Origin of the sequence: Aquiflexum sp. (genome assembly GCF_041749095.1) — a bacterium.
GTDB lineage: Bacteria > Bacteroidota > Bacteroidia > Cytophagales > Cyclobacteriaceae > Aquiflexum.
Genome location: NZ_JBGTCA010000580.1, coordinates 1 through 13,877, shown reverse-complemented (window position 1 = coordinate 13,877; position 13,877 = coordinate 1). Strand labels below are relative to the sequence as shown.

At 42.3% G+C, this 13,877-nt stretch carries 8 protein-coding genes; 6 read left to right on the top strand and 2 right to left on the bottom strand.

The features are described from left to right. Positions 1-115, bottom strand: a 115-nt coding sequence (gene rpsT / locus ACEW8O_RS25845) for a 30S ribosomal protein S20 (RefSeq protein WP_373497517.1), incomplete at its 3' end; no start/stop codon positions are given. Positions 116-321: 206 nt separating this feature from the next. Here rpsT and ACEW8O_RS25840 point away from each other — a divergent pair. Beyond that, positions 322-1,335: a zinc dependent phospholipase C family protein gene (locus ACEW8O_RS25840; RefSeq protein ID WP_373497516.1), complete on the top strand. Its 1,014-nt coding sequence runs from the start codon at positions 322-324 to the stop codon at positions 1,333-1,335. A 389-nt stretch (positions 1,336-1,724) separates the two neighbouring features. Here the strand turns inward: ACEW8O_RS25840 and ACEW8O_RS25835 are convergent, their stop codons facing one another. Further along, positions 1,725-3,047: a pyridoxal phosphate-dependent aminotransferase gene (locus ACEW8O_RS25835; protein WP_373497515.1), complete on the bottom strand. Its 1,323-nt coding sequence runs from the start codon at positions 3,045-3,047 to the stop codon at positions 1,725-1,727. A 689-nt stretch (positions 3,048-3,736) separates the two neighbouring features. On the opposite strand from ACEW8O_RS25835, the gene ACEW8O_RS25830 reads away from it, so the two are divergent. The 5 genes from ACEW8O_RS25830 to ACEW8O_RS25810 form a co-directional block, all read left to right on the top strand. Then, complete coding sequence (locus ACEW8O_RS25830; protein ID WP_373497514.1) at positions 3,737-6,622, top strand: triple tyrosine motif-containing protein; 2,886 nt, start codon at positions 3,737-3,739, stop codon at positions 6,620-6,622. A gap of 66 nt (positions 6,623-6,688) precedes the next feature. Further along, the gene (locus ACEW8O_RS25825) at positions 6,689-7,342 is read left to right on the top strand and encodes a response regulator (RefSeq protein ID WP_373497513.1); all 654 of its coding nucleotides are present in this window, start codon (positions 6,689-6,691) and stop codon (positions 7,340-7,342) included. A 62-nt stretch (positions 7,343-7,404) separates the two neighbouring features. Further along, positions 7,405-10,131, top strand: coding sequence for an IPT/TIG domain-containing protein (locus tag ACEW8O_RS25820; RefSeq protein ID WP_373497512.1), 2,727 nt, complete (start codon positions 7,405-7,407; stop codon positions 10,129-10,131). Then, positions 10,131-11,834, top strand: a complete 1,704-nt coding sequence (locus tag ACEW8O_RS25815) for a hypothetical protein (RefSeq protein ID WP_373497511.1) — start codon at positions 10,131-10,133, stop codon at positions 11,832-11,834. Before ACEW8O_RS25820 ends, ACEW8O_RS25815 begins: the two co-directional genes overlap by 1 nt. A 10-nt stretch (positions 11,835-11,844) precedes the next feature. Next, a partial coding sequence (locus ACEW8O_RS25810; protein ID WP_373497510.1) for a hypothetical protein occupies positions 11,845-13,877 on the top strand: 2,033 nt, incomplete at its 3' end.

The following is a 13,877-nucleotide window of genomic DNA, read 5'->3' as shown; positions in this document are numbered from 1 at the left end:
TGGAAGACTTCAACCTTTTGATGAAGGTTCTGGTAGTCTTGTGCTGATATCTGTTTCTCAAACGCTTGGCTTCGTTTGCACGGATTCTTTTTAGTGCTGATTTGTGATTTGCCATATCCTTTATTTTACTTAATTTCTTTTATACACCCTAACCCTAAATGGAGTGCAAATGTAATAGATAAATATTTAAACACAAAGGGATTTCCGAACAATACCTGGTGAAGCTCCGAAATCTATCAAAATTTGGTGAATGCCGCCTTTGATTGACAAAGGTAATGGATTTTAGTTTTTCAAAAAGATTTAATTTTCATAAATTCAGGAATGCGGAAACTTTTAGCCTTTATACTGCTCCTGTTTTTTTCGGGCTCCGACTTGGTGGCTTGGGGATTTTTTGCCCATAGGAAGATCAACAGGTTGGCAGTTTACACCCTACCACCCGAGATGATTGGGTTTTTCAAGGCCAATATTGAATTCATTACCGAAAACGCAGTCAATCCTGACAAAAGAAGATATGCTGTGCTGGGAGAGGCCGAAAAGCACTTTCTGGATGCAGATGCCTATGGGGACAGTGCGGTTTTCAATTTGCCAAGATACTGGAATCAGGCATTGGAATTATTTACTGAAGAGGAATTGAGAAGTCATGGCATCGGCCCATGGAATGCCTACCATACCAAAATCCAATTGACAGAAGCCTTCAAAAGAAAAGATGTCAAAGCCATTCTTCGCTTGGCTGCCGACCTTGGACATTACATTGCAGATATCAACGTGCCACTTCATACCACCAAAAACTACAACGGCCAACTCACAGGACAATACGGTATCCATGCTTTTTGGGAAAGCAGGGTGCCAGAATTGCTTTCGGATGATTTTGATTTTTTTGTTGGAAAAGCCAATTACCTGGAAAAACCTCAACTCACCGCTTGGGATGCGGTGATTGTTGCACATATGGCATTGGATTCGGTACTGAATTTTGAGAAAGTGCTTAGTGAAAGATTTGATGACGACAAGAAATACAGCTATGAGGAAAGAGGCGGAATCAGCACAAGGGTTTATTCAAGATCATTTACCATAGCTTACAATGATATGCTTTCGGGACAAGTGGAAAGGCAGATGCGCAGGTCGGTAAAAATGATAGCGGATTTTTGGTACACCGCATGGATTGATGCCGGGCAGCCTGATTTAAATTCCTTGCTGAAAAATCCCGTGGAAATCCCTGAGGAAAAAATGGACAATAACAAACCATTAAATGTTCGAGAACATGAAGGTATCGCTTCCCGGGAAAACCCCGAAACTTTACGGAAGTCTTTTATGAGGGCGATGTGGAGGACTAATTGATATTGATTGATATTTTGGATATTGGTTGATATTTTTTTCAATGTTGCGGATTATTTCTAATGCTGATGGTGAAATATATTTTGTGAAATAAATTGAAATATGGTTGAAATATGATGGAAATACTGGTTGGCTTTACTGTCCTGTTAGGGACAAAATATTGGTAGAAAGAATTGGTTCATGGCAGGTCCCGTGCCTTTAGGTACGGAATATATTTTGTACCTAAAGGCACAAAACCCGTTCTATTGATCGTGTATTTTTACCTATATGATGTCCCTAAAGGGACTTTGGCTAATGGTTAGAATTATGGTATTGAAGAGTTTAAAACAGGATTCCATAAATGACGAAGCAGGATTAAATTAAATCGAAATAACCAACAATCCCTAAGAAAATCACACCAATTCCTTCTTTGTTGAATTCAGATAAAACTTGATTGCTTTTCCAAGTTTCAGAAATGTTTCTCTGAATACCTCTTCATTTTCTTCCAAGAGTGTCACCCTAAATCCTCTCAAGTCCGAACAGAAGGATGAGATGGGAACCACGCAGATATGGGCGGAAGCCAGCAGATAGTATACAAACCGCTTATCCAAAGGCATCACACTCTCCAGAAGCCAACCTGTCAAAAGTGTTTGCACCTTGGGGTCTTCTATGGGAAGGTACTGTTCTCCATCAAGGAATTTTTCATCAAAAACCACGGTATTGTAAAATGCTCCTTTTGTTGGGTTGAATTTGATACCTGGAATATCGCCCAGGATTTCTTCCATGATTAGGCTTCTTCTTCCGATTTTTTCATTCTGGGTTTCCCTATAGTTTTGGTATTCGGGATGACTCATGATTTTCGGAATTGACAATTGGGGCAAAATGGTGGAACACACTTCAATCATTTTTGCATTCTCCAAAGTCTGGCAAAGCTTGGCAAATTCCTTTGAGGCGTTTCTGTTGTAAAATTCCATCCAACCGCACCTTGAACCTGGCCATGGAAATTCCTTGGAGATCCCCTTCAACGATATGGCCGGCAAATCCCCAATGACCTCTGCCAAGGATACCGCCTTGACCCCATTATAGGTGATATTCTGATAGATTTCATCCGCAATCAACAACAGCTTAAATTCCTCTGCTATCTGTACAAAAGCCTCCAACACCTCCTTGGGATAGACCATTCCCGTGGGATTATCCGGATTGATGATCAAGATGCCAACGATTGAAGGATTGTATTTCACTTTGTTGTACAGGTCATCCATGTCCGGAAGCCATTCATTGTCCGGATCCAGATTGTAGGTGATCGGGGCAGTATTGGCATGGGCTGCTTCAGCCGAACTGTGGGTACTGTAAGCCGGGGAGGGTCCTATAATCCTTGCAGTGGGAATCAAAAATTGATACAACTTGGCTATGGCATCTCCAAGTCCATTAAAAAACAAAATATCTTCGGCAGTGATCTGACTGCCACCTTTCTTATTGTTGATATCTGCCAAAAACTTTCTGGTTTCCAAGACCCCTTTCGAATCGGCATAGCCATAGGATTTGTCCTGACTTACAAGTTCAGAGACAATCTCTTTCATCCATGCAGGCACCTCATTATGTTTTTGGATGGGATCCCCGATATTTTCCCAGGTGATTTCATAACCAAGGGATTCTATCTGTCGTGCTTTTTTGACAATCCCTCGGATCTCATAATTCAACTCCTCGGCGCCCGGTCTTAATAACAATGTCCTCATCTTGTTGGTATTTGGAAATTGGGAACAAATAAACAAAAAAGGGAGCGAATGATTGTGAATTCCTTAAAAAAGATAGTGTATTGATGGATTAAAATGCACTGGTTCAAGACTTAGTCTTGGACCAATCCTGTGAAGTCTTCAGACTTCAACCACAAAAAGTCTGAAGACTTGACCACTTGTCAAATTCACTGCAGTCTGACTGCAATTAAAATGGTCCAAGTCTGAAGAGTTGAACCATGCTGATTCAAATGCATATAGGGCCGTTTATCTCCGACTTGCCCTGACTTTGTTACATAAAATGGAAAGCAATGCCCTGACTTTGTTACAAGAATTACTCATAATTGCCCTGACTTTGTTACAAGAATTGGCGATAATTGCCCTGACTTTGTTACAAAAAACGAATAAAATTGCCCTGACTTTGTTACAAAATTGGACTTCCTCTTTGAATAATTTTGAGGGCTTTGACCCTTAAAAAAGAAATCCCGGAAATTTTGATTAATTTGATTCTGCAATACGAGTTAAAAAATCAACTGTCTGCGCTTATGGTAAATTCATCCTCTTTAAGTGTTTCCTCATGTTGGTCACGTCTATTATTTTTTCTGATATCAATTCATTGCGCTCACTCCCAAATACCCAACATTCAGTTTGAAAAAATAAACACACAGGATGGATTACCGAGCAATTCGGTCATGTTTGCCACCAAAGATCAGAAAGGCTTTATGTGGTTTGGGACAAGAAGATGTCCTACGAGATTTGACGGGAATTCATTCAGGAATTTTTTGGACATTGAAACCATCTTTGTGACGGGTATAGCTGCTGACAATCAAAATAACATCTGGTTTGCCACCGACCAAAACGGGATCTGCATGATCAACAGCAAAACCCAAAAAATGGAAGTAGTCGTCAAAAACCCAAAGGCTCCTCAAACCGGCCATTTTTTTATTGATTCCTTTGGCAAAGGTTGGTACAGTGACTGGTTCGGCATTTACCAAATTGATCTGCAGACGAGAGAAGTCAAAAACTATCCATTCAGACAAACAACCTACGTATGGATAAAAGCATCATTTATTGAAGACAATGATAAGAATCTTTGGGTGATCGGTACAGACAATGGACTTTTCAAATACGATAGGGAAAAAGATCAATTATTAGGTGTTTTGGGAAATGATGCGGAAAAAGAAGGCAATAAAATCCCAATCGTATTTTCGAAAGCAACATTGGACAATAATGGTATCCTATGGATTGGAACCCATAACTTTGGTTTGGTCAGGTTTGATCCAAAATCCGAAACATTCCTACAATTCCTTTCCGAAGACCAAAGAAAGATCATCCTGTCTGTTGCAATGGGAAAAGATGAATTTGGCAAAACGGTAATTTGGTTTGGGGACACGGAAGGTTTGGGCGTGTTCAGACCAGACCAAGAGAAATTTTTTAGGTTTCAGGACATATTCCCCAATGCTTTCAGAGTGGACCATATTTTTATGGACGAAGAAGATGACATTTTGTGGGTGTCCACATCTGAGGGTATTTTAAAATACAACCCTAAAAACAATCTTTTTAAAACCATTAACATCCCTGATGGGATAGTCAGATTTCCGGTGACAGTCAACAGATTTCTCCCGGACAAAACTGATCCTTCGGGAAATACACTTTGGTTGGGCCTGAGCCATTCGGGAATTTTGAAATGGAACCGGGCTGACAACTCCTTTCAGTTGGTAAAATTGCCCCATCCTGAATTTTTGGCCGACATCCGATGGATGCATCAATTGGAGGATGGCAATATCTGGATCGGTGCCAATCAATGGAGTTATCAAAGACCCGGAATATGGGAATTTGATCCCAGGACTTCTCGTTTCATCCAATCACCCTTAAGTCAACTTGCCAATAAATACTTTTCTGTTCCATTTTTTATGTACGGATTCTTTGACCATGAAGAAAGGCTGTGGATTGGCAATTCGGATGAAGGCATTAGAATTTTGGAAAAATCAAGCAGCAGGGATGTCACTTTTTGGGATTCTTTGACCCAAGCGGAAACTTTAATCAAAGGCAATAACCTGATCAATGACATGATTTTGGACAAGACAGGAAAGGTTTGGCTTGCCACCTATAAAGGGGTATATTTCATTGATCCCAAGAGCAAAGAATTTATAAATGCCGATTCCATCAGTCCCATTGACATCATCATTGACCCCGCGGTCAATACCCTCCATGCGGACAGGGATGGTAATATTTGGGCAGCAAGATGGGGCAGTGTGACCAAATCAAGACCTGATGGCAGTATTGAATTGAACCTGAGAAATGGCCTGGCGGATAGAGAAAATAAAGGGGTGGTCCAAGATAAAAACGGCAATATCTGGATCGGTAATTTTGAAGGCCTTCATTACTTCAATCCAAAAACAGGAAATCTCCTGAGGTTTACCATCAATGAAGGACTGAGCAGCAACAATACATTAAACAGACTAACCATCATCGGAGGCAAAGAATTGTTGATCGGACAAAAGAACGGCTTCAATATACTGGAAATTGATAAACTGGACAGAAACGAAAAGCCTAGGAAAATTGAAATCGCATCCTTCAAAATACACGATAAGCCATATCCGGTAAATGACTATGAGATCCCTATTATTTTAAAAAGAAAGGACAATTCATTCTCAGTGGATTTCACTTCCCTCAATTTCAGCAAAAAACAGGACAATCAATATGCTTATTTCTTGGAAGGATATGATCAGGACTGGATCAACAATGGCCCAAACTACCTTGTCAATTACACCAACCTGGATCCAAAAAAATATACGTTGCACCTGAAAACAGGCACTACCTTGGGAGAGTGGAACTCCTTGCCATTTCAAATGGAAATAAGAATCCTGCCCGCTTTTTATGAAACATGGTGGTTCAGAATTGGCATGCTGATCTTGTTTTTACTCATGTTTTATACATTTTACCGGTATAGGATCAATCAGATCCTGCACATGCAAAAAGTCAGGGATGCCATTTCATCTGACTTACATGATGAAATCGGATCGTCCTTAAGCAACATTAGTTTGATGGGAACTATTGCCCAAACCAACCTGAATGAAAACCATCCTTCATCCAATTTCCTGGAAAAAATTGTACAGGAAAGCAGGATGATCAGCAATTCCCTTGATGACATCGTCTGGAGCATCAATCCCCAAAATGATGAACTTTCAAATCTTGTCGCAAGGATGGTCCGCTATTGTTCCGATATTTTGGAAGCAAAAGGAATTGCTTTTGAACTTGATGTTAAAGACAATTTTGAGAACCTCAAACTTTCCATGGAGGGGCGACGGGACTTTTACCTGATATTCAAAGAAGCCATCAACAATTTGGTCAAATACTCGGATTGCACAAAAGCAATGATACAGATCCACCCCGACCAAGGTAGGATATTGATGATGATCTCGGACAACGGTAAAGGTTTTGACCTGAACACCATACATGACCGAAATGGAATCAAAAACATGAAAAAGAGATCCCTTAAACTCAATGGGAAAATTTCCATTGACTCCAGACCCGGGCAGGGAACTTCCATCAAACTGGATTTCCCGGTACGATAACCCTAAAGGGTTATTGACCGGAAATCATAATTCGTTTTATTTTGATAATAATAACCGTCCATAACCATGGGAGATCCTGCCATCAAAGTATCCATTTACGAAGACAATGAAAAACTCAGGGATTTATTGGTTATGTTGTTGGGAAACACAACCGGATTTGAGGTCGTGGGAGCATTTATCAGTTGCAAAAATATCGTAGCAGACTTGATGGCCAACACGCCCGATGTGATCATCATGGACATAGACATGCCGGAATGCAATGGTGTAGATGGAGTGAAAAAAGTAAAGGAATATCATGTCGGTATTAAAGTCCTGATGCACACTGTTTTTGATGACGATGACAGGCTGTTTACCTGCCTAAGCAATGGGGCGGACGGGTATTTGTTAAAAAGAGATTCATCTGTTTATCTCATTCCTTATATAAAAGAAGTATATATCGGAGGAGGCCCCATGTCCCCCGGTATTGCAAGGAGAGTGTTGCAGACTTTTCATCTTCCTGTAAGAAAGGTTTCTGATAAATTCCATATCACTCCGAGGGAAAAGCAGATCCTGGAGTTTTTAGCCAAAGGCTATAGCTATAAAATGATCGGTATTGAATTTTCGATATCCATTGAAACCGTCAGAAAGCACCTCAAAAACATCTATCACAAACTCCATGTTCAATGTGGCCCCGAAGCGGTGGCCAAAGCCATCAAGGAAAATATCATTGACATATTGTAAAAAGGGTTATTGATGTAAGTTTCCCATTTCCGCAATTTTATCATGAAAAATCAGAAATGATCATGAGCGGATCAAAAAATACTTTTGGTTTATTAAATGACAAGATCGCAGCGCTTGCTTTTTTGCTGTTAATCCTGATCTCCTGTGCGGAAATCTTTGATCTTCCTGAGATCACCATGGCTCCCCGGATCACCTCCATAGAGCCGGAAGAAGGACCGGAAGGTACAATTGTCACCATCACGGGAATTCAGTTCAGCCCAAACAGTGAATTGAACAAAGTAAGATTCAATGGCAAGATTGCCATCATCACTGAGTCTACGGTCAATACTATCAAAGCCATTGTGCCGGAAGATGCAGGCACGGGACCTGTAGAGGTGGTGGTAGAAAACAAAGCTACCCAAGGCCCGGATTTCAAATTTCTATACTATCCTGCCATCCTTACCGTGGAACCTTTGGAAGGGAAGCCAGGTGCAGAAGTAGTCCTGACAGGAAAATATTTTGCTCAAGAACCTGATGCCAATCTAGTACAGTTTGGCGGGAGAACTGCCACGGTTCTGTCAACCGATTCGACCACTAAGCTTACGGTTTCCATTCCGGCAGATGCCCAATCAGGGGCAGTAACTGTCACGGTGAACGGTCTCACAGGAATAGGGCCGTTTTTTAAAGTATTGCCTACTGAACAGCCTGTCCATAGCATTTCAGGAATTGAACCTACAAATGGTAAAGCCGGGACAGTGGTAAAGATCAATGGTGTCAATTTTTCCCCGGTTGCTGCCAATAACCTGGTGAAATTCAAAGATGCACCTGCCGAAATCATATCTGCAAGTCCCGAAAAGTTGGAGGTCTTTGCACCGGAGGTTGGCATATCGGGGATAGTCAGTGTGACCATCGCAGGACTGATCGCCAATGGACCGGTCTTTACTTATGTGATGGATCCCCCGGTCATTAGCCAATATGTACCTGACTCTGGATATTCGGGAGATACTGTTCAAATAATCGGAGAAAACTTCAGTGCTATTCCTACAGAAAATCTGGTCAAGTTCAATGGGAAAGACGCGAAGGTTTTGGAGTCGACCGGATTGATCCTAAAAGTAATTGTTCCCAATGATGCCGGAAAAGGACCGGTGACCATCACTGTTGGAGGGCAAACCGGCACCGGGCCTGATTTCAACTACCTGGACAACACCCCCTTCATCAACGACTTCAACCCCAAATCAGGACCTGTGGGTACTTCGGTGGTAATCCAAGGGGGAAACTTCGGAAACGATCCCAATCAATTGCTGGTCAGGTTCAATGGTGTCGAAGCGGTCGTGTCCAAGGTCGAAAACGGGAATTCCATTACGGTATCCGTTCCCCAAGGGGCTACAACAGGACCAATATCAGTGACGACAAATGAAAAAACGGCAACAAGCCAGCAAAATTTCTCTGTAACGGTCGCAAGTCCGCCCTTAATGATTGTCTATCCATCAAACTTAAGGGTACGTGAAAATCTTACCATTAGAGGTACAAATTTCAGTGCTGAAGCAAACGAAAATGTTTTGAAAATCGGAGACTTCAACCTAGAGATTACTTTTGCAAGCACAGACCGATTGGAAGTATATGTACCGGATGGGGTTTCGAGTGGCCCGATGTCTTTGACCGTAAAAGGGGTAAAGGCACTTTATTCAGGTAGAGGTGAAACCACAGAATTGGAAGTTAGAGTTAATCAATGGGCTAGGACTGGTGGATTAAATGAAAAAAGACATGGACATACCGCAACACTTTTAACCGATGGAAGAGTTTTGGTTGCAGGAGGAAGGAATACAAATGATTTTCTCAATTCTGTAGAGATTTTTAACCCAGAAACGAACACCTGGGCCCATTCAGGCTATTTGCATTTGGAAAGAGCCCAACATTCCGCATGCCTTTTAGCTGATGGTAAAATATTGTTCATTGGGGGCTTCTCACCAATTGGGGTATTAAACCAATGTGAAATCTATGACCCAGAAACAGGCATTTCCAACCTGATAGAACCAATGAATTCCCCACGTGCCCTTCATTCTTCAGTCCAGTTAGATGAACAAAGGATCATGGTGATTTCTGGGACAGATGGTGTAAACAACCTTAATTTAGGGCGCCCGCTTTTTTTGAGTTCTTCTGAAATCCTTAATTTGAACAACAACTCCTGGGCTAGTGTAAAGTCAATTGAAGGAACATTAATGCCCACAACTACTCTTTATTCGCATGCTAGGTATAATAGCTCCATAAAATTACCAGATGGGAAAATATTTTTCGCAGGGTACTTAGGAGGTTTTGGTGGCATAGAATCATATTGTCGAATTTATGACCCAAGTATAGATACTTGGATTCCGGCCTCAAAATTTACCTATGTCGGTGTATCTACCTTGGATCTTACTTTGCTTCCTAACGGAGAGGTCTTAATGGTAAAAGACCTACAATTTGGTCAATTTGACCTCTATAAACCCCAAGAGGACATTTGGGTAAAATTGGGTAACAATGTCCTTTTTATTCCACAACAAACTTCAACTACAAAGCTGGATAATGGTCATATTTTATTCGCAGGAGGAAATAGCGGAGGCCTCTTCAATATTAATGATGCCTGGCCTAGACACTACTCTTCTATATTTGACCCCAATACAGGGGATCAAAACATTGAAATTGGAAATATCATTGATCGGTGTTGGCACACTGCCACCAAGCTTAACAACGGAACGGTTCTCATTACAGGAGGACTTGGAAATTCCAGAATATCAATTGCAAGTTCTGAAATCTTTGTCCCTGCCAAATAATGAAAGCATTGATCACATATCTCCTTGTTGGTGCTTTTACTTGCTGGTGTGGTATTTCAAATGCCCAAGACCTCGAAAATCTCCAAACAAAAGACCCCATCAAAGTATCAGGCGGCCTGAACGTCCGCACCATATTCTATAATGCCAACGGTATCGAAAACCGTCGAAGACCATTTTCCTATATCGTCAGCGGAGGACCTACCATCAGTCTCTATGAAATTCAGATTCCGATATCATTTGTGTTCAGCGAACAGGAAAGGAGTTTCCGGCAACCTTTCAATCAGATCGGCATGAGTCCAACCTACAAATGGATTACTGTCCATGCCGGGTACCGGAATATCACCTTTTCCCCCTACACCATGGCTGGACATGCCATTTTGGGTGCAGGAGTGGAATTGAATCCCGGGAGGTTTCGGTTCGGGTTCCTTCATGGAAGACTCAACAGGGCTACAGCCGTGGATACCACTTCCGGTTCTTTGGAACCTTTCAGTTTTACACGAAGGGGCTATGCACTCAAAGCAGGGTTTGGAGATGAAAGCCGATACCTGGATTTTACCATGGTCAAAGCCAAAGATGACAGCACAAGTGCTTCGGGGGAATTGCCTTTCCATAGACCTGTCACACCGGCTGAAAATCTGGCTTTGGGATTGGGTTCAAGGGTAACCTTCCTCAAAAAATTCTACTGGGAAGGGGAAGGTGCCATCAGCATATATACCCAAAACATCAACAGCAGCATATGGTTGGACAGCGCTGAAATACTGCCCCGAAGATACCAAAACACCCTCAATAGCATAATGACTGTCAATGGGTCCACGGAGTTTTACAGTGCCTTCCATACTTCCTTGGGATACCGGGGCAAAGGATATTCCCTGAGGTTGCAATACCGTCGGGTAGATCCCCGGTACCAATCCATGGGTGCCTATTTTTTCAACAATGACGTGGAAAACATCACCATCACACCGACTGCCACTTTGTTGAAAAACAAGATCAGGTTTGATGGAAGTTTAGGTTTTCAAAGGGACAACCTCCAAAACCAAAAACAGGCCACAGCCAACAGGGTGATCGGAGCAGCAAATATTTCCGCAGATCTCAACGAGAAGTTGGGCATGGACATCAACTTCACCAATTTCACCAACAGTCAGCGGTCAAGGACCATTTTGTTGGCGGACAGCTTTTTGATTGCACAGACTACCCGAAATCTCTCCCTTACCCCAAGATATATCCACACGACCCCGACAGCGAACCATGTTGTCATCTTTTCATTCAACAGAATGGAATTGATGGACCAAAATGCCAGGACTTCCGAAAACAACAATATCGAATCCAACCACATATTCCTGAATTATCAACTCAGTCTCAATGAGAAAAACACCAGTTTCAATTTCAACCTCAACAGCACCAAAATCAATTTGGCCAATGGACTCAACAGTAACGAAGGCGTCACGGTAGGAATACAAAAACGCTTGATGGACAAAAAACTGATGCTGGGATGGAATTCATCTTTTCTGCGCAGTGTGCAGCTCGACAGGCATTTCACGATCCTGAACAATGGCATCAGAGGAGACCTTCAGGCCCATAAGATGCACAGGGTCAACTTCCTGTTCAACCATATCGGAAATATTCCCCAGAAATCAGAATTGGAAACAAGTCAAAAGGGATTTACGGAGCTAAGGGGAGAAATAGGATACAACTTTATCTTTTAAAATCGGATAAATGGAAAACAAGAAACAAATCCTCTCAAAACTGATTAAAAAAACAAAGGGGAATATTGCCTTGAGATTAATTCTGTGCCCTTTACTTTTTGCTATAATACTTTTGCCCGAAGTTGCCTTGGCACAATTTGATGTTTCTGCTTCTATCCGGCTCATTCCTCCTTATCCGGTAAGATTATCTGATTATGCAGACAATCCCCAAAATACCATCATCACCCTTAGGAACCATACCAACAGGCCCATCAATTTATACCTTGCTGGAGGAATCACCGGAGAAAATGGCATTGAAATCAGAACTGCGGCAAACAGACGTGGTTCCACTATGATCCAACTTGATCCCCTGGAAATAAAAAATCTGAACGGGGAGGCCATGAGGGATATCTTTGACATCAACCTGCTCCAGATCAATGGAATCAACCGAGATGCCATCGTAAGGGGAAATGGGCTTCCGGAAGGCATCTACACCATTTGTATTAGGGCCTATGATTATCAGACCATGGAACTGCTATCTGCCGAGGAGCCCTTTGGCTGCAGCAATCCCATCAACCTGACCAATCTTGAGCCTCCATTTTTCCTCAAGCCATTTGCGGACAATGACACCATTCAGGGAATGGTCCCACAAAACCTGATTTTCTCCTGGTCTTTTCCGGCAGGCGCACCACCTACCACCGAATATACTTTTACGATGATAGAAATGCTCGATCCAAGGAGAAATCCCAATGATGCAATCTTGTCAGCTACTACCCCACCTTTCTATGAAGATATTGTAAGTTCAAATGCGATGCTATTTGGGCCTGCCCACCCGACTTTGGTTTCAGGAAGGAAATATGCGATTGCTGTTACCGCAAGGGATCCTTTCAACAAAGTGGTTTTCAGAAACAACGGCAGAAGTGAAGTGCTTTCATTTGTGTATTGGGACGGCACTGGCACTAATTTTAGCGATTTTCCATTTTCGCAACCAAGAATGGGTCAGGCCAGCGCTTCCTGCGCCTGCAAATTCACTGTACCCAAGGGCCAAACGGATAATAGCAGGGTGAGAGAAGGCTCAGTAGTGAAAGTGGGAAACTTTGACATGACCGTCACTAAAATCATATCCTCCGGCAACTCGCTATCAGGGGAAGGTAAAATCCTTTTGGACAACTTAAAAGGCATAGCTGTTTCGGTAAGTTTTGCCGATTTGCAGGTCAATGCCCAAAACCAAATGAAAGCAGGGATTATCAGAGGCATCACGAAAAATTCCGCTTCCTTTTTCCCTACATCTGCCGGAGCAAACCAAAGGACATTGGAGTTTAGCCCTGAAATGGTCCAACAAGTGGACAGCTATTTTATTCAGAATCCACAGCAATTGATTTCCAAAATCATACCTGGGATCTCCCAATCCGGGACAGAATTCCCAATAGGCATTGAAAAAACCGTAGCGGGTCAAAGACATGTTCTAACCATCTCCAACTTTGAAATCACGCCCGAACAGGCGAGTTTTGATGCTGCCATGATCATGGACTTAGCCGGGACTGGATCAAGGGCGATTTTTTCTGCAAAAGGGGTTTGCATGGACAATTCATCCTTTTGTGGGCAGACAAATCTGTATTTATCCGAAGATCTGGATGTTCCAACTTCAAGGATCAAATTATTGGGAACCAAAACCAACATGGTTTCACCGTTGGATTCAGGAACCTATATCACTGTCAGTGCAGCAGGCTTTGAAAATTTGCGTATTCAGGGAGTCTATGAATTCCCTAGCCATCTATTGACCAGCAAAAACAATCCGGGCACTCCCGTTACCGCCCATCTGTTTGCCAATACTGTTTCCTGGAGTGACTGGATGGCCCAGGCACTGATAGACCCTTTCCAAATCAATGGACACAGTGATTTTACTTTTTCCCTGAAACCGGGCAGTCCCGCAGTATTTGACCATTCCTCCATCCGCAACCAGAACAACATGCCCCAAATAGCGGAAAAAACAAATCATTTAAGCCTGGATTGGACAGGATTCTATTTCCCTGAAATGCAGGTGGAACTTCCCGAAGCCATCAA